The sequence below is a fragment of the Myxococcus sp. CA056 genome (assembly GCF_013336715.1).
Lineage (GTDB): Bacteria > Myxococcota > Myxococcia > Myxococcales > Myxococcaceae > Myxococcus > Myxococcus llanfairpwllgwyngyllgogerychwyrndrobwllllantysiliogogogochensis.
This window is the reverse complement of record NZ_JABUMT010000004.1, coordinates 120,916-143,158: the sequence shown is the minus strand read 5'-3', so window position 1 is coordinate 143,158 and position 22,243 is coordinate 120,916. Positions and strand designations below refer to the sequence as shown.

Genomic DNA, 22,243 nt, shown 5'->3' with positions numbered 1-22,243 from the left:
CTTTCCCACGGAGCCTCGCGCCGTGATACCCCGAAGCCGTGAGTGAATCCTTCGAACGGCTCGGACTGTCCAAGGCCACCCTCGGCGCCCTGCGCCGGGTGCGCTTCACGCAGCCCACCCCCATCCAATCCCAGGCGATTCCCCCTGCCCTCTCGGGCAAGGACATCATCGGCTGCGCGGCCACCGGCACGGGCAAGACGGCCGCCTATGTGCTGCCCCTCGTGGAGCGCTTCCACAGCAAGTCGGGCACGCTCGGCCTGGTGCTCGCACCCACCCGCGAGCTCATCCAGCAGATCGCCGAGCCCGTGCAGGTCTTCGCCGAGGCCCGTGGCCTGACGCACGCCGTGGTCATCGGCGGCGAGGACATGGGCGCCCAGGTGGAGGCCCTCAAGGCCCAGCCCACCTTCGTGCTCGCCACGCCTGGCCGCCTGGTGGACCTGCTGGAGAACGGCATGGTGGACTTCAGCAAGCTGGAGGCCCTGGTGCTCGACGAGGCCGACCGGATGCTCGACATGGGCTTCTTCCCTCAACTCGAGCGCATCTTCGAGGCCCTGCCCCGCCGTCGGCAGACGCTGCTGTTCTCCGCGACGCTGGGGCCGGACGTCACCGAGTTCGCCCGCGAGCGGCTGTACCGTCCCGTGCGCGTGGAGGTGACTCGCAGCGGCACTCCCGCCGAGCGGGCCGAGCAGCGGCTCTACATCGTCAAGGCCGAGGAGAAGTCCTCGCTGCTGCTCACGCTGCTGGCGGAGGATTCGACGACGGCGCTCGTCTTCACGAAGACGAAGGAGCGCGCGGACAAGGTGATGCGCATCCTCCAGCGCGCGGGCCACAAGAGCGCGGTGCTGCACGCGGACCGGACGCAGAACCAGCGTCGCCAGGCGATGGAGGGCTTCCGCAAGGGGACGTACCGGTGCCTCGTCGCCACGGACATCGCCGCGCGCGGCCTGGATGTGGAGGACGTGGGACAGGTCATCAACTACGACCTGCCCCATTCACCCGAGGACTACGTGCACCGCATCGGTCGCACCGCGCGCGCGCAGGCCAGCGGCGTGGCCTCCACGTTCGCCATCCCCAAGGACAAGGAAGTCGTCGCGCAGATTGAGCGCGTCATGCGCGGACAGATTCCCCGAGTGCCGGTGCCTCGCGAGGACCCCGTGTTCCAGGAGGCGTGGGCCCAGTTCCTCGCCTCACAGAAGAACCCGGGCCCGGCGCAGCAGGAATCGGAGGCGCCCAAGCGCGAGCAGCGGCGGCCCGAAGGCCGACACGCCCGCACGCATCGCAAGCGCTGACCAGGCCGAGGGCTCCAGGGCCACCCACCCCCGGCGACGGGGGTTCGCGTCAGGGGGAAGCGGGGCGCTCGCGCTCCAGCTCCGCGCGGAAGAAGGCGCTGCCTTTGGCGAGCCGCGCCATGTAGCCGCGCACGTCCTCGCGCGCCTCGTCGGACAGCTTCGCGAAGGGCATCACGTGCGCATCCGGCACGTAGCGGAACGTCAGGTTGATGCGCCGCGTGCGGAAGTCCGGCAGCTTCGGCGCCAGGTCATGCCCCTCGCGCGTGTCCACCCGCTGCACCCGGTGGAACGTCTCTTCCTTCCACCGCGTCCCGCCGAACAGCTCCAGCGAGCCGTCATCCAGCCACTGCTCCAGCACCACCGCGTCGCGCTCACCGGGCCGCGAGGACGTGACGAACTGGATGAGCGCCCGCTCTCCGAAGGACAGCGAGGCCACCGGCCCCGGCTCGAAGTCCTTGTGCTCGCCCACCCGCGCCGTGTCCACCCAGCGGTCATCCTCCAGGCGACTGCCGTAGAAGTTCACCAGACAGGTGTTGAGGTGCCAGCCCTTGGGCATGTCCGGCCCCCGGAACATGCGCCGCGCCAGCGCCTCCACCTTGTCCACCTGCCGCTGGAGCACCGCCGGAAAGGGCTCCGCCTTGACGCACCGGTTCAAGAGGCCCTTGGGGGGGCGGTAGTAGTCCAGGCACGCGAACTGCCAGTTTCCCAGCCAGTACACCGGCCGCAGCAGGCGCCGCTGCTGCTGCCCAGTCGGGGGCGGGAAGTGCTTGGAGTAACGCTCCTCCCAGAGCGGGTGGAGCCCACCGAGCCAGTTGAGGATGTCCATCCGGTCCGCGTCGGACAGGAAGCTCGCGTTGTAGTGGTGACCCGGAGTGCGCTGGCGGGCCTTCTGGGCCAGCGAGGGGCCACGGCGGGGGGGAAGGGCCATGGGCGGCCCCGTGCTACCACACCCGCTCTGTCCGGAGCGCCTGTTGCGCAATCCGGACACCCCGGGTGTTGGTAGGGAGGCCGGAACGCGAAACCACCATGTCCGAAGACCGCCTCCATGCGCTTTACCGCACCTACGGGCCCGCCCTGTATGCCCGCTGCCGCCAGATTCTGGGCGACGACGCCGCGGCCGCCGACGCGGCCCAGGAGACCTTCCTTCGCCTGCACCGTCAGTTGGCCCGCGCCCCGGATGCCCACCACGCCCTCGCGTGGATCTACCGCGTGGCCACCAACTACTGCCTCAACCAGGCCCGGGACCGCCGCCGCCGCGCCGTGCCCGTCGGAGAGCTTCCCGAGGCACCAGGCGTCGACGCCGAGCGACTCCTGGAGGACCGGGACCTCGCTCGCCGCCTCATCACCACCGCGCCCCCCAAGGCGGCCGAGGTCGCCTGGCTGCACCTCGCCGATGGGATGACCCAGGACGAGGTCGCCCAGGTGCTCGGCATCTCCCGTCGCACCGTCGTCAACCGGCTCGCAGACTTCCACCGGCACGCACACACGCTCGCCGGGAGGCCCCCCTCATGAACACCGCCCCCTCCCACGTCTCCAGCCTCAAGCTGGATGCCCTCGCGATGGATGCGCTCTCCCCCCAGGAGCGCAGTGCCACCCAGGCCCACCTGGACACCTGCCTCACGTGTCGCACCCGCGCGGACGAACTGGCGTCGCTGCGCCGCCACTTCACCGCCTATGTGCTGCCCCGCGCCGACCGGCTCCCCACCCGCGTGTCGCCGTGGGGACACCGCTGGCGATGGTGGGCTCCCGCCCTGGCCCTCTCGTCGGCGGTGCTGCTCCTGCTCGCGCTCGTCGCCATCCCCTCTGCCGAGGAGCCCGAGCTCGCCCTCAAGGGAGGCGCGGTGCTCCAGCTCTTCGCGCACCGCGGCGAGCGCACGTGGAAGGTGGAGGAAGGCGAGGCGCTGGCCGCGGGCGACCAGGTGCGCTTCGTCGTCGAGGGATTGGGGCTGCCCTACGTCCTCGTCGTCTCCGTGGATGGCGCGGGACAGGTGAGCACCTACTTCCCGTTCGGGGGAACCGAGAGCGGCCTGCTGCCCTCGAGGGGGCTGCCGCTGGAGATTCCGGGGAGCGTGGTGCTCGACAGCGCCCCGGGCCCCGAGCGACTGTTCGCCCTGTTCTCTCGCAAGCCGCTGTCCATCGAGTCCGTGGCTCCCGCACTGCGTGAAATCTCGGCCGGGGGGGCTGACGTCATCCGAGACCGCACGAGGTTGCCGGTTCCCGCCGGAGCACAGGCCTCCTTCCTCTTCGAGAAGACCCAGCCGTGATGACCTTCATCCGCTGCTTCGCCCTCGCCTTCGTGTGTTGCGCCGCCCTGCCCGCCCAGGCGGGGACCCGGCGCATCGCGGTGCTGGTCGGCCACAACGTCGGCAGTGGAGAGCGGCCTCCGTTGCGCTACGCCGAGGCCGACGCGGTCAAGCTCGCCGGAGTCCTCTCCGAGCTGGGAGACGTGCCACCCTCGGACCTCATCGTCCTGCAGGGCGAGAACCTCGCCACGGTACGCGCCGCGCTGGACGCCGCCGCGCGGAAGGTCGACTCGCTGCGCGTCACGCCGGACACGCGGGTGGTGCTGCTCTTCTATTTCTCCGGGCACTCGGATGGCGTGGCCCTGGAGCTGGGCACGGAGCGACTGCTGTATGCGGAGCTGCGCCGGTGGCTGGACGCGACGCACGCGGATGTGCGGCTGGCCATCGTCGACAGTTGCCGAAGCGGCGCGCTGCTGCGCTTCAAGGGCGGAAGACCCGGCCCCTCCTTCGAGCTGCGCTTGACGGACGAGGTGCACAGCACGGGGCATGCGCTGCTCACCTCCAGCGCGGAGGACGAGCTGGCGCTGGAGTCTCGCGAGGTCGGCGGTTCGCTCTTCACGCACCATCTGGTGTCCGGGCTGCGCGGGGCGGCGGATGCCTCCGGCGATGGGCTGGTGACGCTGGCGGAGGCGTATCAGTACGCCTATGCGCATACGGTCTCCGCCACCGCGGACGTGCTGACGGGCGCGCAGCATCCCGCCTATGACTACCGGCTGACGGGCAAGGGCGAGCTGATCCTCACCCAGCTCCCCAGCCCGGGCACGGCCCTGGAGCTGCCCTCCGACTTCGAGCGTGCGTTGTTGCTGCGTCCCGGGCGGGGACAGGTGCTCGCCGAGCTGGGGCCGGGCGCGGTGCCCCGGCTCGCGGTGCCTCCCGGGGAGTACGAGCTGCGGGCATGGCGCGCGGGCAAGCAGCACCAGGGCACGGTGCGCGCGCCGTCGGGACAGGTTCAGAAGGTGCGGTGGGAAGACCTTCAGCTCGTGGCTCCCGCTCCTCTCGTCGGTGGCAGGAAGGGAGGCTCGGAGCCGGTGGCGCGGACGGCCGTCTCCTCCTCGTCACCCGAGGAGTGGAACTGGCCGGGGTCGGCGGCTCCGGTGAAGCCTGGGCAGGCGCCCGGTGCGAAGACCTCCAAGACGGCGCCTGAGGAACCTCGTCCCTGGGAGGAAGCCGCCACGCGCCGGGCCGCGGCCGAGGCAGGCACGGTCTCGGTGGAGTCCCCGGAGCCTCCGACTTCGGAGCCCCTGGCGGTCGGCGCGCGGGAGCCCGCGGCCGAGAAGCCGGTGTTCGAACAGGCACTGCCGCCTCCACCCCTGCCCATGTCACGATTCCAGAATCCTCCTGGGAGCCGTGCGCTGAGCCTGACGGTGGGAGCGCGCCAGACGGTGATCGATCCGGACGGGGCCTTGGTGTCGTTCCGACTGGAACTGTCCCGGACGGAGTCGAGCGGAATGACCTTCTCGCTGGAGCTGGGCCAGGGGCCGCACCAGGATGACCGGGAGTTCATCACGGGGCTGGGCGTGGGCTATGCGTGGAAGAAGCAGGCCCGCATCGTGGAGTTCACCGGCGGCGTCGAGGCCAGCATGCAGCTTGTCGTGCAGAGCCGGTCGGGTGACACGCTGTGGACCGTTGGACCCGCTGTCGCGCCCGTGGGGTCCATCGCGGTCTTCGTCATGCCCCAGCTCGCGCTGCTCATCGGAGGACGACTGCCCGTGGCCGTCCTCCGGATGGACGACTTCACCGAGGTGAAGTTCCTGCCCGCACTGGACCTGGGGGTGAGGACGCGCTTCTAGCGAAGCGCTCGACGTTCAGCGTCCGTGGGAGATACCGGCGGACGAGCCCTCCGAGGCACCGTGCACGGAGGCCGGCGACGCGGGCACTGGCGTAGCCGAAGCGGACGGCACCGACCCGGCCACTGGCAATGAGGCCGCCTGCGCCGACGCAGCGACTGGGATGGTGGTCTGCACCGCTCCGGCAACAGGCGCGGCGGCGGGCTTCACCACCTCGACGACAGGCGCGGCAGCCGGCTTCACCGTCTCGGCAACAGGCGCGGCGGCCGGCTTCACCGCCTCGGCAACGGGCGCGGCGGCAGGCTTCGCCGTCTCGGCGACAGGCGCGGCAGCCGGCTTCGCCGTCTCGGCGACGGGCGTGGGCTTCGCGCAGTTCGTCGCGAGCGCTGCATCCATGGCGGGCGCGGCACTCGTGGCGACGGCCATCGCGGGGGCCTTCGGCTCGGGCGGCAGTTGCCGGGGCGGCAGCACGAAGGGCGGCGGCACGGGGCAGTTCGTGCACGGTCCCCGCAGAGGCACCGACAACCGCTGGCCAGCACGCAGGAAGTTGTTCCGCATGCGGTTCGCCTTGCGAATCATCGACACCGTCGACCCGTACTTCAGCGCGATGCCGCCCAACGTGTCACCGGAGCGCACGCGGTGCACCGTCACGTTGTGCTCGGGCTGCAACGACAGGAGCGGCTGCACCCGGCGCCCCAGCTCCTGCGCCCTCGGGTTGTGGAAGCGCAGGTGGAAGTGGTCCCGATGCCGACGCGCGTGCCGGATGATGCCCACCGGGCTGAACAGCGAGTCCAACCACGCCTTGTCCTCGCCCACCGCGAGCGCATGGTCATACAGGACCTTCTGCACGCGCTTGTCCACGAGGATGAGCTGGATGTCCGTCTTGGTGACGACCGCGCGGATGAACGCCCAGTTGAGCGGCACGTTGATGTACTTCTCGCGCTCGCGCTCACGGATGGGGTCCACCGTCGGGTAATAGAAGCCGACGTCCACGTCCCGGCCATTCTGGTGGCTCTTGTGAGGACGCTTGTAGCCGCCCTCCTTGTTGCTGATGCCGTTGACGCGGATGGGCGGCGCTTCCGGGTACTTCGAGCGCACCTCGCGAATGGCCGACACCAGGTAGTCGATGCTCTCCTGCGTGCCCCACGCAATCTCCGGCGACACGACAATCCAGTCGTCGCCCCGGGGGAACTGCACGGAGTTCACCAGCCGGCCGCTGTGCGCGAAACCCACCGCCATGGAGCCGAGCGACGCGATGTCTTCCTTCCAGCGCCGCGTCAGGTCCTCATCGGACACCTCCGCCGAGTACAGCGGCCCCGTCGGCACCTCGCCGCCCACCACCGGCGTCTCTCCCTCGCCGTCGTCGCCTTCACCCTCGCCGGCCTCCGCCGCCTCGTCCTCCAGGTCCTCCGCCGACAGCGCGCAGCTCTCGTCGGAAGCCTGGGCCACGACAGCGGCGGCCCCGGAAGTCGCCCCCTCCGCCGAGACAATCGGCACGGCTTCAACCGGTGCCGGAGGCACCTGCTCTCGCGCAGGCGTCAGTCCTTCCGAACGCACGGACGCAAGGGCAGCCTCGCCGCCAGAGGGGGGAGCCACGCGCGCGGCACAGCCGGCGCAAACCAATAGGAGCCAGAGGGGGTAACGCACCGGGCCGGAGGATGGCCCGAGAATCGTTCGAGCACAAAGCCCCGCCCTGATTTTTTGGCGCCCCCCTGCCCCGGGGGGCGCTCTCTGCGTGGCCAGGGCCACACTTCCCGCGCGAGAATGTCCGCGTCAGGGCGCCTGCGCCGGCACCTTGAGTGCGACGTCGAGCGCCAGCTCAATCATCTCGTCGAACGAGGTCTGCCGGTCTTGCGGGGAAAGGGCCTCACCTGTCTGGAGGTGGTCCGACACGGTGAGCAGGGCCAGGGCGCGCGCACCGAACTCGGCTGCTACGCCGTACAAGCCAGCAACCTCCATCTCGATGGCCAGCACGCCCATGCGCACCAGCGTGGCGGTGAGCTGCTCTTGCGGGTGGTAGAACAGGTCGGACGTGAAGACGGTGCCCGCGCGCACGGCCTTGCTCCGTCGCTCCGCCGCCTCCATCGCCCACCGGGCGAGCTGGAAGTCCGGCACGGCCGCGAAGTCATGGTCCATGAGCCGCATCCGGTTCACCTTCGAGTCCGTGCCGGCCCCGGTGGCGACGATGACGTCCCGCAGCTTCACGTCCGGGCGGAGCGCGCCGCAGCTCCCCACGCGGATGAGGACACGGGCGCCATATTCCTTGATGAGCTCGGTGGCGTAGATGGAGATGGACGGCACGCCCATGCCGTGTCCCATCACCGAAATCCTGCGGCCCTGATAGGTGCCGGTGAAGCCGAACATGTTGCGCACGGAGGTGACGCCCCGGGCGTCCTCCAGGAAGCGCTCGGAGATATAGCGGGCCCGGAGGGGGTCGCCGGGCATCAGCACCACGTCGGCGAAGTCGCCGGGTGCGGCGGAGATATGAGGGGTTGCCATGGGGGCGCACCATAACGCTCCGTGCGCCTGCCCGCGATTACCAACTCGAACTGCCGAACCCCGAGCCGCTCCCAGAAGAACCGCTGCTGTAGGAAGAACTGGAGAAGCCCGAGTCGCTGCTCGAAGAGGACGAACTCGACGAGAACGAGCTGGACGAGGACGACTCGCGAGCCCGCGCCTGCTCACGGGCCTCCTCGCGGCGCCGCTCCTCCTCGCGCTCGGCCTCCTCGATGGCGTCACGAGCCTCGCGCGTCGCCGAGTCCGCCGACCGCAGTGCCTCCTGATACAGCCCCTTGTCGAGCGCGCGGCGCGCCGAGTCGAGCTGGGAGCCTCCCGCCCTGCCCCGCCAGGTCGCGGCGCTCTGCACGAGGCTGGCGGCGGACCGGATGGCGTCGGAGGCCTCCTCGGCGGCGCGCAGCTCTCCGCGCAGGTCCGCCGACTTGCGCGCGGCCTCGGAGGCGATGCGGTCCGCCACCCGGTCGAAGGCCACCCAGTCTCCATGGGGCTTCGCGAAGTCCTTCATCGTCGTGTCGAGCTCGCGACGCAGCGTCACCAGGGCGTTGATGGCGACCGTCGTCGCGCGGCTGTCGGTGATGCCGTCGTTGGCGGCCTGACGAATCCACTGGTCCGCGAAGGACAGGGCGCGGTCCGCCGAGGCCAGGCTCTCCTCGGCCTGGGCGTGGTGGGCCCGGTCCGAGGCGGCGGTCTGCCGCACCTGCTCCAGTGACAGGCAGGCGGAGGCGAGCCGCTCGGCGGCGTCGAAGGGGTCCGCGGGGCGCGTCTCCGCCGCGGTCACCGCCGCCAGGAGGAGCTGCCGGGCTGCATCGCGGGCCGTGCGCGTGGGCTGCATCGTGCGGGCATCGGAGGCATCAGTGTCACAGGCCGTGATGAGGCCCTGGGCCACGAGCAGCGTGCGGGCATTGCCCTCCTCGGTGGACTGGAGTCTCCGCGACTTCTCCTCGACTTCATCGAGCCGGGCGTGGACCCGGGCATGGCGCGCCTCCACCTCCGTCAGCAACGCGGCGGTGGCCAGCAATCGGGCCTCCGCATACGCCAGCTCCGACTCCGCCAGGCGCTTCGCCGCCTCACCTCGATGAAGGGCCACCTCGGCGAGGTTGTCCTGCACCGTGCCATTGGCCTCCGGATGCATCGGGTCCTCCGGCCGCAGCCGCAACGCGGAGGGGCGATAGCCACGCGTCAGCGCCTCGAGCAGCACGGTGCCATCCGCCACGCGCACCTCGAGACGCCGGGCCTCCGCACGGCACGCATCCCGCCGGGCCGCGAAGTTCTTCCGGGCCTCGTGGCTGCCGGCGATGAGCGCCTCCACTTCGCCCACGCGCGTCAGGGTGGCCGTGAGCGCCGTGAGCGCCGCATCCAGCTGTCCCTCACCGAGGGCCGCTCGCGCCTCCGTCAAGGAGTGGGCACCAGAGGCATGCCGGTCCGTCGGGTCCGCGTCCTTCTCGCGAAGCATCGCCGAGGCGGGCTTGTCCATCGACTGCCCCAGCTCCGCGCGGGCCTTCGCCGTTTCCTTCTCCACGCGCGCCAGGGAATCTCGCGCCCGGGCCAAGAGCGCCACCAACTCGTCCGCTTCCGTCGCTCGCGTGGCCAGCGCCGAGAAGGACTGCCCCAGCACCTCGACGGACTCCTTCACCGGCTGGTCCACCAGCGCCTTCGCGGTCTCCTCCGCCGTATGTCCCAGGGCCGCGAGCGCGTCATCCAACCACCGGCGCGACAGGCCCGCGCCCCCCAGCGCCTTTCCCGCCTGCGTCACCACCGGGAGCACCTCGCGCGCGGCCACGTCCAACACGGTGACGAGCGCCAGTGCATCATCCATCCGTCGCGCGCCCTGCGCGAGCGGCCCCTCCAGCGCGGCGAGCGGGTCCATGCCCAACAGGGACCTCGCTTGCTTCGCGAGTGCGTCCAGGCACGGCGTGACGTGACCGATGACGTCCTTCACGCGAAGCACCGCGTCCCCGGAGGCGGTCGTCTTCAGCTCGGCCGAGAAGGACTCCAGCACCTTCACGGAGTCCACCGAAGTCGTCGGAGCCTTCTCCAGCGAGTCCACCAGCACAAGGGCCCGCTCGGCATGGGTGTTGAACGCCTCCAGCAAGGCCTCGAAGGAGAGCGAGAAGGGCTGATAGCTCTTCAGGTCGCCGATGAGCCGCTGCGCCTCGGTGCGCGGTCCGCGCAGCACGTCCTCCACGCCTTCGTCGGGGTGGAAGACGATGGGCTCGTCGAGCAGCAAGCGGGTGACCTGCTCGTAGCGGGCCGTCCCCAGATGCGCTCCCAGGGCCTTCGTCATACCCGAGCCCTCGAGCAGTTCCTCGGCCCGATGCAGCACGCGCGCGGCGGCGGTGGCGAGCAGGAAGAGTTCGTCCACATCGGAGGCGAGCTGCTGCCCGCGCTCCCGGGTGACCCCCGCGAAGCGCTTTTCGATGTCCTCGCGAGACTTGCCGGCGCACAGGTGCGTGCGCTCCAGGAGACCGAAGAGCGCGTGGGTCTTCTCGTCGATGGCCGTGCGCCAGCGGGCATGCAGCTCGGTGGCCTTGCGCCGACTCGCGTTGCGGCGACGACGCGCCCAGACACCCGCGAGGAGCAGGCCCGCGCCACCCGCCGCCCCGCCCCGGTTGCGCGTCCTCCGGGCCTGCTCCGCCTCGTCCGCCGCCGCGACTGCCGTGCGGTAGGAGTCCTCACTCGCTCGCAGCAGCTCGCCGTGCGTGGGGGCGCGCGCCTCGAACGCCTCGCGAGCCTGCCCCAGTGCCAGCCGGGCCGAGGTGAGCGATTCCTGGAAGTCTTCGACCTCCGGCCTCGTCGCGAGGCGCTCCAGCAACCCCGCCAGCTCCGTGAGCCGCTGCCCATCCCGCCCCGCTGCATCCAGCGTCTCGGAGACCTTCGCGCGTGCCGCCTCGGCCGACGTGAGCGCGCCGCCATGAGCGAGCGTCATGTCGCGCACCGCGCCGCGCGCCGTCTCCGTCTCCGTGCGCAGCAGCGTGAGCCGCTCGGACGCGAACGCGGCCAACGGATGCGCGGACAGCGTCACCTGCGCGGACTCCAGCGATTTGAGTCGCTCGGACGCGGCACGGTGCGTCTCCATCGCCACGCGCAGCCCGTCCAGACGCGTCCGCAGTCCGTCATGAACCGCCGTCGCCTTCGCGAGGTCGGCCTTCTCCAGAGGCGTCAGCAGCGCGAGGGCCTGGAGGACCTGCTGCTCCGCGCCAGGAAGGTCCACGGCGGCCGCGGTCAGCCCCGAGGGAAGCGCCGTCCCGAAGGCCGCGAGCCGCTGCGCGGAGAGGCGCGGCACCTCCTCCTGCATCGCCAGGAGCCGGCCCCGCAGGGACTCGATGAGCCGGTTGCGCTCGGCCACCTCCTGGTCGATGGCGGAGGCCACCCGCGAGTCGACGAGCGTCACGGTGTTCTTCGCCGCGTCGATGATGCGACCACCGTTGCGCATGGCCTCGATGGCCGGAGCATCCAGGTCGCCCTTCCACTGGGCCTCGCCCGCCTTGCGCCGGTCCTGCGCCTCCGAGCCGAAATACGACAGGTTCCGCTCCGCCAGGGACAGCACGAACACGGCGCCGTCCGGCTCCTGCGTCTTCGGATGCTTCAGCGCGCCGAAGCGGGTGCGATTGGACAACCCCTTGCCCAGGGCATGCAACGCGGCGTCGATACCCGTGAAGGTCGTGCCCTCGGCGTCGACGAAGCGCTCCCCCGCCGCGCTCCAGAGGAACACTACCGTCCAGTGGGGCGCGTTCGTCGCGAGCCAGGCCTCCAGTTCCTCGAGCTGTTCCTCGGAGACGCCGACGTCTCCCTTCACATAGACGTGCTGGGACTCGGACCAGATTTTCTCGACGCTCGTCGCGCTCTGGATGCTTCGAGGCTTGCGCGCGGCCTCGACGGGCGACGCGGCCAGGGCGAGCGCGAGGAGGAGCAGGGGCGCGAACGACAGGGACGAGCGTTTCATCGGTGGCACCGAGACGAACGAGCGCGGCGAGGTGTTCAAGGTGCGGCGACCCACGCGACATGAAAGTGCGCGTCGAGCGTGGCCAGGGCGTAGTCCTTGGGCAGCGGCGCGAACGGCGCGGCCTTCTGCACGGCGGACAGCGCGGCGGCATCCCAGACCTTGGAGCCCGACTCCTGGGAGACGACCGCGGTGACGAGCTTGCCATCCCGGCCAATCACCGCCTGGACCACCGTCCTGCGTCCCACGGCGGGCAGCCCCTTGCGCGCGGGCTGCTTCCACTTGCCGGCGACCTGGGAGTAGGCGCGCTGCTGATACGCGGCGCTCGTCAGCTCGGGCTGGAAGAAGGCCTGGAGCTGGGGGGTCCCACCGGCGGCGAGCGCCAGCGGCGCGACGACCAGCGTGAGCAGGGCCACGACAGACAGCGGACGGAGGCGGAGCATGGCGCGCAATGGTAGTCGCCACGGACCGCGCCGCGAAGGGGCCTCACGCCGTCAGTTCCACTCCATCTTCATCAACAGCTTCTCCGGCAGCAGCGTCCATGAGGGCGGCAATTCGAGCGACACCTCCCCCGTCCCCGGAAGCGTCAACTCCTCGCGCACGACACTGAAGGGATGCTGCGCGTCCTTTCGAAAGACGAAGGCCGTATAGGCCCCCTCCGGCTGCGAGCGGAACGTCCAGCCACCGCCCTCCCTCGCCGGCTCCCGCGAGTACATGGACTGAAGAAGCACCAATTCCCCCGGAGTGCTCGGAGCGGGCACCGACCCTGGCACGAGGATGGCCACGGAGTCCTCGCAGGCCCCCTCGACCCGCAGGTGGAGCATCACCCCGTCCCGACGCGCCTCGAAGTCCACTGTCACCGTGCCGGTAGCAGGGACCTGGACGTGCCGCGCCATGAACACGGGGCGCGACGCGGGCTCCTCCTCTTCGTGGACATGGGGCTGGACAGCCACGAGATAGGTGCCGGGAGGGACACTTCCTTGCTCGAAGCGACCGGAGACGACCCGCACCTCCCTCCGGAAGCCACTCGCCGCGCCCGAGAGGACCACCGTGGCATCGCCTGTCTTCAAGCCGCTCACGGTGCCGCGCAGCGTGGCCCCCGTATCGAGCGCCACGGCGACTTCGTCCTGCCCCGCGCCGAGCAACAGGCGCTTCTGTGAATACGAAGCGTGCGTCACGACGAGCGCATACGGTCGCTCCATGACATGCGGCAAGGTGAAGGTGCCATCCTGCCGCGTCCTCGCCGCTCCCGCCTCCTCGTTGGGCCGAGCCTGCCGCTCCCAGCCCTCGGCATCCTCGGGGACGTCGCCCACGTCCACCAGCGCTCCCGCCACGGGCCTTCCCGTCGCCGCGTCCGTCACGCGCCCCCGCAGCGGCCGTCCCTGGTGGAGGACCACCGCTCCCAGGTCCAGGGACTGCCCCTCCACGACCTCCACCGTGAGCGACAGCTTCGCGAAGCCGGGGGCGGAGAAGTGGAGCGTCAGCTTCCCCCCGGTGAGGGGACCCCGAAAGAACTCGCCCCGAGCGTTCGTGACGGTGCCGTCCCACAACTGGAACCGGGTGACGGGAGTGCCATCCTCACGAACCAACCGCCCCCGGATGCCCACGTCCCGGCGCATCACCAGGCGCACCTCGGCGTCGCCCGCCTCGACGGGCACGGAGGTCTGGCCCCTGGTCGTCGAGGCCCCCTGCGTCCGGGTCGCATCCAGTGAATAGCCACTGCCTCGCACCGTGAGCGAGTACGCGCCCGGAACGAGGTGGCTCAGCGTGAAGCGCCCTCCTTCGTCGGTCTTGCCCGTCGACGGTCCCGGGTGCGACAGGATGCGGCTGGAGCCGTCGCTTTGAGGTCGCACCACCACGGCCTTCCCCGCCGGCTGCGCACGCACCTGGGCTCCATCGACGGGACGGCCATCCCCGTCCTCGACGACGCCCGAGAGGGACAGTCCCGCGAGGAACTGGAGGCGCGCATACACGGCCTGAAGCCCCCGCACCTCGATTGGCGTGGTCAACTGGCGCAGCGTCTCCGACTCCTTCTGGGTGACCACCAGGTGGTGCCGCCCCTCCTCGATGCCCTGGAGCGCGAAGCGGCCCCTCGCATCCGTGAACGCCCTCTTGTCGTGAGCGCCCGCCACCTCCGACACCACCGGCACCACGTCCACCTGGGCGGAGCGCACCGGAGCGCCCGTCTCGCTCAGCACCTCGCCGCTCACCGTGGCGCCCGGCGTGAGCACCACCCGGAGCCCCTTCCGAGGTGACGTCACCGGAAGCCACGTCGGCCGATGCGCGTCATGGGTGACGACCAGTCCATGCTCCCCTGCCTCGGCGGAAGTGAGCAGGAACGAGCCGTCCTCCTCGGTCTTCGCGCTGCTCTCCAACTCGAGGTCATCCCTCGCCATGACCGACGCATCGAACGGGCCACTCAGGTCGCGTGCGGACCTCAAGGCGAGGCTGGCTCCCGCCAGGGGACGGCCTTCGGCATCCACCACCGTTCCCTCCACCGTGACAGCGTCGCGCAACACGATGGCGAACGGCACGGTGTCCGCTCCCAGCCGCACCTCGCCGTTATGGTCGAGGAAGCCCGGTGCCTCGACATTGATGGCGTAGATGCCGTGCAGCAGCGGCCCCAACGTGAAGGCCCCGCGAGCGTCCGTGGTCCCACGCTTTTCCAGGGGAACGGCGGGCGTCCCCATCAACCAGGCGGAGATGCTCGCCCCGACGATGGGCGCGCCCCTGGAGTCGCGCACCTCGCCGGGAAGGAGCAGGGCATTGCCGAGCGCCAGCACGACCTCGGGATAGTCGCCCCCAGGCGCCAGGCCGACGCGCTCCTCGGCCACCGCTTCGCCGTGCGTGGCGGAGAACGAATATTGGTCAGGCCGCAGTGCCTCGAAGGTGAAGCGCCCCTGGTCGTCGGTGACGACGTCGCGCGTCCAGTATGGGTTCCCGCACCTCACACTCGCGCCAGGGATGGGCACGTCTCCCATGACGACACGCCCCGAGAGCCGACGTGCGCGGGGCATCATCACGTCCAGCCGCTGCATGCCGGTTCCCCGGAGCTGCACGCGCTGCGGGAGCAGCCCCTCCTTGGAGAAGAGGACGTTGTAGTCCCCGAAGGGCAACGACGCGAACTGGAAGCGCCCATCCAACGTCGTGGACACCTCGAAGGCACGGTTGTGTGCCACGAGGATGGCGGTGACGCGGACGCCCTCCACCGGCTGCGCGAACTCGTCCCGCACCTGGCCCGACAGCGGAGGCTCGCCGCCCAACCGCACTTCGACCTCCTCGCCGCCCGCGGCGACGTCCTCGCTCAACCCCACGCCTCGCGGCCCCTCGGCCCACACCGCGTACCGTCCCGCTTCCAGGCCCGCGAGCGTGAAGTGCCCCTCCGCGTCCGTCGTGGTGCGCGCCAGGGGAGGCGTCTCTCCCGCGCCGGATTCCAACCAGTCCAGCAGCCCCTCCGTCCGGCACAGGGTGCTCAGCAACAGCAGCTCACAGGGCTCGCCACAGTCGCAAGGCTGTTTGAGCAACGGCATGTCTGGCTTTGCTTCGGTGGCCACCACGACCGCGCCCTCGACAGGCCCATCGGGTCCGAGCACGACGCCACGCACCCTCAACTCACCTCGGGGCGCCTCGACGGGCGCCGCGAGCAGCGCGCGCCATGACAATCCCCGGCCCTCCGTTCCGAGGCCAGAGGAGGAAGGCTTTCCGGTGTCGCGCCCATCCACGCTCGTCCCGCCAAGCAACAGACGCCCCAGGAAGAGTGTCAGGAGCAGCAGCCCCGCGCCGATTCCAAACCATCGCCTCATGCGCGAGCCCACCCCGGAGGACCTCGTGTCGTCCGGTCAGCCTATCCGCATTCCCCCACCTCGCGCTGCAGTTCGTCGGCCTCGGGCTTTTTCCGTCGAAGCACCCGGGCCACGCGCCGCTCAGCGTCGCCTGGCGAGGGTGAACGCGGTGAGCATGAGCGCGCCGCCCGCTCCCATCGCGACGGCAAGGGGCATGCGCAGCCGCTCCGACAACGCGGAGAACACGCCCAGCGTCACCTCTCGGCTGGCGCTTCGCAGCGAAGGATTCCCCAGCTCGTCTCGCGTCGTACGGAGCTGGCGTCGCAGCTCCTCGGAGGCGCCCCGCACCGTCGCGGTCGCCGTGCGCTCGGCCATCGTCGCGACGACGACGCCCACATCCACGTCGGAGCGCTCGCGGTGCTCTTTCAGCTCCAGCTCCAACTGCCCCACCACGGCGTGGATGAACCGCCGCCCCACCTGCTCCAGCACCTCGTCGAGCCGCTCGGTCCGCGCATCCAGGGCCGTGCTCAGTCCCTCGACGAGCCCGCGCCCCGCCTGGGACGCCACCTCCGAGGCGATGGGCGCCAGCACGGGCATCTCGTGCTCCAGCTCCAGCACCGCGCCTCGCACCGCGCCCGTGGCCAGCGTCCGGGCCCGCGCGCCGGGCTGGCGCAGCTCCCGCTGACGCTGGTCCGCCGCCTTGGCCGAGTGGTCCAACCATCCATTCACCCGCTCCAGGAGGTCATGGGACAACGCATCCGCCCCGGGCATCGAGCGCCGCAGCTCCGCCACCACCCCCTGCACCGCGCTCTCCACGAGCGAGCGAGACCACGAACCGCGAGGACGCTCGGCCGCGACCTCGACCTCCCGAGCAAGCAGGGCCACGGCGTCTTGGATGAGCTGACGAAGCTGTCCGTCGAGCCCTGGCAGCTCCGCCTGGAGTCCCTCCGAGGCCCCCTGGATGGCGCCGCTCGTGAGCCCATGGGCGGCGATTCGCTCGAGTGACAGGGTCAGACGCCGCATCAGCTCGACTGGTGACAATCGTCCATCGTGGCGCATCGCTCGCTCCCCCCCGCGCGGAAGGCCCACTCCGCTCGACAACGATTGTGATGTCGCCCATCAACCAACACCCCGACGGACCAGCGGAGACAGCGCTCGCGGTGCCCCTTCGCGTCGACTCCTGACGCCACCGAGCACCGGGCCCGTCGTCGGCAGGGCGGGCAGGCAGCGGGGTCGCGAATGCAGTCCGGTTGCATCGCCCACCTCGCTCCGGGACATTGCCTCCGGGGATTGGACGATGCTGGGCTATCAGGCGAACTCACAGTGGCGCGACATGTCTGACTTCGTGGTGCATTTCACGAAGCCCGGACCGCCATTCCATGACGCCTACCAGAACATGATGAACATCCTGGGCACGCGGACGCTCATCCCGGGCGCCCAGGGCTTCGGGCTGGCGCGCAAGGAACCCCAGGTCGCGGACCGGCACCGAGCCGTCTGCTTCAGCGAGATTCCGCTCGACCAGCTCGGCAGGCTCGTCCAGCGCCGCAGCCTGTATGGCATCGGCTTCAGCAAGAGCTTCATCCTCTCCCAGGGCGGCGGCCCCGTCTGGTACGTCCAGTACGCCTCGCCCGCGCACCTCTCCTTGAAGCACCAGGTGGACCAGGCGCTGGCGGCGACGGACTCGCGAGCACACCCGCTCTGGGCCATGACGCCCTTCGTGGACATCCAGGGCGACAAGCACAACGCGCCCTACAACTACCGCTTCGACTGGGAGCGGGAGTGGCGCGTGCCGGGCCTCTTGCGCTTCACCGAGTACGACGTGGCGGCGCTCTTCCTCCCGGAGGAGCTGCACCCGACGGCTCGCGGCTTCTTCGAGTGGGCCGTGCGTGAGAAGGCGGGCCCTGGCTACTTCTGCCCCTGTCTGGATCCGCTGTGGACGGCGCCCCAGATCGCCGCGGCGCTGGCGAAACACGCGGAGGACTCCGTGCGCCTCCGGGCCGGATAGTCACCCCTTGCGTCCATGAGCCAACACCGGTGCGGGGCGGGGGCCTGTCAGCGCTTCTCCGGATGCCTATCTCTTCCGCTCCGACATGGGTGGGTGGACACGGGGGAGCTACACAGTGGCCGGAAGAAGCTTGTCGCGAGGCGTGCTGGCGTGTGTCGTTTGTCTGACGGTGGCCTGTGGGGGTGGCACCTCCCCCGGCCCTGGAGGTGACCCTCCGGACGAGCCGACGGGACCTTCGGGGACCATCCCCGACCCGCCCCCCACGAATCCCCAGGAGCTTCCGGACGCGGGCGTGCCCGATGCGGGGAGCCCCCTTCCGGACGCGGGTCCTCCCGATGCGGGCCCCGCGCCCATTGTCTGCGCTCCCACCGCGGGCGAGACGCGCTGGCTGACGGAAGGGCAGCTCGTCACGGCCACCGTGACGTGCTCCACCGGGAGCACCACGACGGGGCTGCGCTTCGGCGTGGACAACCTTCCGCCCGGCGCCACCTTCGATGAAGCCACCGCCACCCTGCGCTGGACGCCCGGCAGGGACCAGGCCGCCGTATGGCACCTCGTCCTGCGCGAGCACACGAGCAATGAAACGGGCACCCTCAAGGTCGGCGTGGCGGAGAACGACGGAGGCCCCGGCAACATCAAAATCGTCGACCCGACGAAGTACACGGAAGAGTACGGGCTGCCCGTCTTCCACCTCATCTACACGCCGCCCCTCACCTCCGGCAGCGACAAGCCCGCGCAGCTCATCTACCGGGGCCGCACCTACAACATCGAAGCCAAGTACCGGGGCGCCACGTCCGGGGCCTTCCCCAAGCGCAGCTTCACGCTGGAGTTCCCGGACGAGGACCTCTTCAACGAGCCCGTCCACGGCGACGGCTTCCTCAAGAAGAAGCGCGTGGCGCTCGTCACCACGTTCAATGACAACTCCTACGTGCGCACGCGGCTCGCGTTCGACCTGTGGAGCCGCATGTCACCCGAGCACATCCGCGTGCGCACCTTCAGCGCGGTGCTCTATGCCAACAACCGCTTCCTCGGCCTCTATACGGCGGCGGACCTGCCCCACAAGCGGCTGATGGCGGAGCACGGCATGGACAAGGACTCGGACCTGTTCAAGGCCGTGGAGAACGACGCCAACTTCTCCCGCATCCGCAAGAACGGCGAGCCCAAGGCGTCACTGCGCGAGGGCTTCGAGAAGAAGGTCGGCGAGCCGGAGATGGGCCAGCCCCACGCCTGGGACACCCTGGAGGCCTTCATCACCTTCGTGGCGGACTCCGACGACGCCACGTTCCGCGCAAGCTTCCCGCAGCGCACCCGCCTGAAGGACTACGAGGACTGGTGGATCTTCAACTCCCTCATCCTCGGGACGGACTCCCACTCGAAGAACGCCTATCACGCGTATGACCCGAAGACGCAGGGCCCCTGGCGCTTCATCCCCTGGGACCTCGATGCGAGCTTCGGCCAGAACTTCGACACCACTCGCACCTCGCCGACGACGCGCAACACCTTCACCGGGAACAACCGCATCTTCGCGCGGCTGCTCGCGGACCCCACCTTCGCGGGGCCCATGCGCGAGCGCTACCGGGCGCTGCTGCGCAACGAGCTGAAGCTGGAGAACGTGCTCGCGCTCATCGACGGCTACGAGAAGGAGACGTCCGCCGTCGCGAGGCGAGACTGGGCGCGGTGGCAATTGGAGTACCGCGCCCTGGGCGCGCCCGGCACCGTGGGCGAGGGCAACTTCCCCGCCTGGTATCAGCGCACGGATTTCCTCACCTACGAGGAGGAGCTGGAGTACGTGCGCCAGTGGGTTCGCACCCGCTGGCCCGCGCTCCAGTCCCAACTGCCCTGACGTCCTCCCCGCCGGTGGACCGCCCCGACTAGAACTGCGCCCAGCCCGGAACGCGCGGGTAGGGAATGGCGTCGCGGATGTTCTGCAGGCCGCACATGTAGACGATGAGCCGCTCGAAGCCCAAGCCGAAGCCCGCGTGCGGGACCGTGCCGTAGCGGCGCAAATCCCGGTACCACTGGTAGTGGGCCGGGTCCAAGCCGAAGCGCTTCATCCGCGCGTCCAGCACGTCCAGGCGCTCCTCGCGCTGGCTGCCGCCGATGATTTCGCCGATGCCCGGGGCCAGCACGTCCATGGCCGCCACCGTCTTCCCGTCCTCGTTGATGCGCATGTAGAAGGCCTTGATCTCCTCCGGGTAGTTCATCACCACCACGGGCCTCCCCACGTGCTCCTCGGACAGGTAGCGCTCGTGCTCCGTCTGGAGGTCCTTGCCCCACTCCGGCGCGTACTCGAACTTCTTCTTCGCCTTCTTGAGGATTTCAATCGCCTCCGTGTAGGTCAGGCGCTCGAAGCTGGAGTGGATGAACTTCTCCAGGCGCTCCGTGACGCCCTTCTGCACGCGCTCCTCGAAGAACTTGAAGTCGGGGCCACAGTCCTCCAGCACCGCCTTGAAGACGAACTTGAGGAAGCGCTCGGCCAGGTCCGCGTCCGCGTTCAGGTCCGCGAAGGCAATCTCCGGTTCGATCATCCAGAACTCGGCCAGGTGGCGCGTGGTGTTGGAGTTCTCCGCGCGGAACGTGGGGCCGAAGGTGTACACCTTCGACATGGCCATGGCGTAGGCCTCCACGTTGAGCTGGCCGGAGACGGTGAGGTACGCCTCCTTGCCGAAGAAGTCCTTGTGCCAGTCAATCTTGCCTTCCGGCGTGCGGGGCGGATTGACGGTGTCCAGCGTGGACACGCGGAACATCTGCCCGGCGCCCTCCGCGTCGCTCGCGGTGATGATGGGCGTGTTGACCCAGAAGAACCCCTCCTGGTCGAAGAAGCGGTGGACGGCCTGCGCCGCGCGGTGACGCACGCGGGTAATGGCGCTGAACGTGTTGGTGCGCACGCGCAGGTGGGCCACGTCGCGCAGGAACTCCAGCGTGTGCTGCTTGGGCTGAATGGGGTACGTGTCCGGGTCGTCCACGAAGCCCAGCACCTGGACCTCGTCGGCCTGGACCTCGAAGGCCTGGCCCTTGCCCTGGGACTTCACCAGCGTGCCGCGGCACACGACGGAGCAGCCCGCGGTGAGGTGGAGGATCTCCTTCTCGTAGTTGGGCAGCGAATTGGGGGCGACCACCTGGAGGGGGTCGAACACCGAGCCATCGCTGACATTGACGAAGCTGATGCCCGCCTTCGAGTCGCGCCGGGTGCGAACCCAGCCACGGACCTCCACCTTCGTCCCTGCCTCCACCGCGCCGGCGAGGACCTGCTTCACACTGACGACCTGCATTGACGCTCTCCCTTGAGCGGATTCGGGGGGCGAGTTAGCCGCGCGCCGGCCCGAAGGACAAGCCCGGTGTGGCTTTCCGGGCCCCCAAACGCCTGTTTCCGGGCCCCGGACGGATGCCTGGAACCCGGCCAACCATGTCAGACCCCACAGGTACTCTTCTCCCATGGTCGCCCAAAAAGGGGACCACGAATCCCACGAAACCCGCACGTCATTCGCGAGCCGCCCTGGCCCGCCTGGCCGTGCCCTACCTGGAGAGTCACATGGCTACGCGCAAGTCCGCTTCCCGCAAGTCCGCCGCCCGCAACCGTTCCTCGGAGTCCACCAAGGCCGCCTTCGAGGACCTGGCTCGCAAGGCGCGCAGCAAGCCCGTCGTCCCCGCCAAGGAGCAGGAGGCCCGGGACACCCACGCCAAGAACGTGCTGGCGGACGTCTCCACCCTGTCGGCCGAGTCCGCGGTGAAGAAAGTCACGGAGGCGGGGCTCACCATCAACAAGACGCTTTCGGGCATCAACGAGCAGGTCATCGCGCTGGTGGAGGAGATGAAGCAGTTGGACGAAGCCATCCAGCTCAAGACGGACGAGCTGTCGGAGCTGCACGGCAAGGACGTGGCGGCCAGCGCCGTGGACGTGCTCGTGGCGGAGTACGACAAGCGCAAGGCGGAGCTGCAGGAGGAGATGGAGCGGCTGAACAAGGACATCGAGGACACGCGCGCCAAGGCGGCCACGGACCTGGCCACCGAGCGTGAGGCGGCGCAGATGGCGCGCCAGCGGGCGGAGGAGCAGTACGCGTATGACGTCCAGAACCTGCGCAAGAAGGAGCAGGACGCGTTCGTGGAAGGGCTGCGCGTGCAGTCCGCGGCCGAGAGAGATCGCAAGGAGAAGCTGGAGAAGGACTGGGCCACGCGTGAGGACGCGCTGAAGCTGCGCGAGAAGGAGCTGGAGGACCTGCGCAAGCAGGTTTCCGAGTTCCCGGCGGTGCTGAAGAAGGAAGCGGACACGGCGGCGGCCATCGTCGGCAACCGCGTGAAGTCGGAGTGGGACCTGAAGCTCACGCTCGCCACGAAGGACGCGGAGACGTCGCAGCGCGTGGCCAGCATGGAGATTGCCTCGCTCAAGGACACGAACACCAAGCAGGCACAGGCCATCCAGTCGCTCCAGGCGGAGCTGGCGGACGCCAAGCGCCAGGTGCAGACCATCGCCGAGAAGGCGCTCGAGTCCGCCTCCGGCGCTCGCGCCCTGGCCGAAGTGCAGGGTGTCATCGCCAGCCGCGAGTACAACAAGACGAAGTAATCCCGGCTGGAGCCACACGGGGACACTCGCCGCGCTCGGCCTGGCGAGCGTCCCGTGCG

General features: G+C 69.9%; 15 protein-coding genes. 7 read left to right on the top strand and 8 right to left on the bottom strand.

The window, feature by feature from the left end; genetic code table 11:
- The first annotated feature begins 38 nt into the window (after positions 1-38).
- Positions 39-1,289, top strand: coding sequence for a DEAD/DEAH box helicase (locus HUA76_RS19130; RefSeq protein WP_141644170.1), 1,251 nt, complete (start codon positions 39-41; stop codon positions 1,287-1,289).
- 49 nt (positions 1,290-1,338) lie between these two features.
- Here the strand turns inward: HUA76_RS19130 and HUA76_RS19125 are convergent, their stop codons facing one another.
- Positions 1,339-2,217: an alpha-ketoglutarate-dependent dioxygenase AlkB gene (locus HUA76_RS19125; RefSeq protein ID WP_174461710.1), complete on the bottom strand. Its 879-nt coding sequence runs from the start codon at positions 2,215-2,217 to the stop codon at positions 1,339-1,341.
- A 98-nt stretch (positions 2,218-2,315) separates the two neighbouring features.
- Between HUA76_RS19125 and HUA76_RS19120 the strand changes: the two genes are divergently transcribed.
- From HUA76_RS19120 to HUA76_RS19110, 3 genes are read left to right on the top strand one after another with little or no spacing between them, the layout of a single operon-like run.
- Positions 2,316-2,801, top strand: coding sequence for an RNA polymerase sigma factor (locus HUA76_RS19120; protein WP_141644168.1), 486 nt, complete (start codon positions 2,316-2,318; stop codon positions 2,799-2,801).
- Positions 2,798-3,553: a DUF4384 domain-containing protein gene (locus HUA76_RS19115; RefSeq protein ID WP_141644167.1), complete on the top strand. Its 756-nt coding sequence runs from the start codon at positions 2,798-2,800 to the stop codon at positions 3,551-3,553. The genes HUA76_RS19120 and HUA76_RS19115 overlap by 4 nt, the downstream gene beginning before the upstream one ends.
- Complete coding sequence (locus tag HUA76_RS19110) at positions 3,553-5,382, top strand: caspase family protein (protein ID WP_254614369.1); 1,830 nt, start codon at positions 3,553-3,555, stop codon at positions 5,380-5,382. The genes HUA76_RS19115 and HUA76_RS19110 overlap by 1 nt, the downstream gene beginning before the upstream one ends.
- 15 nt (positions 5,383-5,397) lie before the next feature.
- Here HUA76_RS19110 and HUA76_RS19105 read toward each other — a convergent pair whose 3' ends face one another.
- From HUA76_RS19105 to HUA76_RS19080, 6 genes are all read right to left on the bottom strand, one after another.
- Positions 5,398-6,936, bottom strand: coding sequence for a penicillin-insensitive murein endopeptidase (locus HUA76_RS19105; RefSeq protein ID WP_371823498.1), 1,539 nt, complete (start codon positions 6,934-6,936; stop codon positions 5,398-5,400).
- 216 nt (positions 6,937-7,152) lie between these two features.
- Positions 7,153-7,878 carry a purine-nucleoside phosphorylase gene (gene deoD, locus HUA76_RS19100; RefSeq protein WP_174461708.1) on the bottom strand — a complete coding sequence of 242 codons (726 nt, stop codon included), beginning with the start codon at positions 7,876-7,878 and terminating at the stop codon, positions 7,153-7,155.
- 37 nt (positions 7,879-7,915) lie between these two features.
- Positions 7,916-11,839 carry a hypothetical protein gene (locus HUA76_RS19095; protein WP_174461707.1) on the bottom strand — a complete coding sequence of 1,308 codons (3,924 nt, stop codon included), beginning with the start codon at positions 11,837-11,839 and terminating at the stop codon, positions 7,916-7,918.
- Positions 11,840-11,874: 35 nt separating this feature from the next.
- Positions 11,875-12,279 carry a TonB family protein gene (locus HUA76_RS19090; protein WP_141644162.1) on the bottom strand — a complete coding sequence of 135 codons (405 nt, stop codon included), beginning with the start codon at positions 12,277-12,279 and terminating at the stop codon, positions 11,875-11,877.
- 51 nt (positions 12,280-12,330) lie between these two features.
- Positions 12,331-15,639 carry a carboxypeptidase regulatory-like domain-containing protein gene (locus tag HUA76_RS19085; protein ID WP_174461706.1) on the bottom strand — a complete coding sequence of 1,103 codons (3,309 nt, stop codon included), beginning with the start codon at positions 15,637-15,639 and terminating at the stop codon, positions 12,331-12,333.
- A gap of 120 nt (positions 15,640-15,759) precedes the next feature.
- Positions 15,760-16,641, bottom strand: coding sequence for a hypothetical protein (locus HUA76_RS19080; RefSeq protein WP_174458423.1), 882 nt, complete (start codon positions 16,639-16,641; stop codon positions 15,760-15,762).
- A gap of 310 nt (positions 16,642-16,951) precedes the next feature.
- On the opposite strand from HUA76_RS19080, the gene HUA76_RS19075 reads away from it, so the two are divergent.
- Together HUA76_RS19075 and HUA76_RS19070 are read left to right on the top strand one after the other, a co-directional pair.
- Complete coding sequence (locus tag HUA76_RS19075) at positions 16,952-17,623, top strand: abortive infection system antitoxin AbiGi family protein (protein ID WP_254614341.1); 672 nt, start codon at positions 16,952-16,954, stop codon at positions 17,621-17,623.
- Positions 17,624-17,708: 85 nt separating this feature from the next.
- The gene (locus HUA76_RS19070; RefSeq protein WP_174461704.1) at positions 17,709-19,466 is read left to right on the top strand and encodes a CotH kinase family protein; all 1,758 of its coding nucleotides are present in this window, start codon (positions 17,709-17,711) and stop codon (positions 19,464-19,466) included.
- A 28-nt stretch (positions 19,467-19,494) separates the two neighbouring features.
- On the opposite strand, the gene asnS is transcribed toward HUA76_RS19070, so the two are convergent.
- Positions 19,495-20,895: an asparagine--tRNA ligase gene (gene asnS / locus HUA76_RS19065; protein ID WP_174458424.1), complete on the bottom strand. Its 1,401-nt coding sequence runs from the start codon at positions 20,893-20,895 to the stop codon at positions 19,495-19,497.
- A gap of 260 nt (positions 20,896-21,155) precedes the next feature.
- Between asnS and HUA76_RS19060 the strand changes: the two genes are divergently transcribed.
- Complete coding sequence (locus HUA76_RS19060; protein ID WP_174461703.1) at positions 21,156-22,184, top strand: kinetoplast-associated protein; 1,029 nt, start codon at positions 21,156-21,158, stop codon at positions 22,182-22,184.
- Positions 22,185-22,243: the final 59 nt, after the last annotated feature.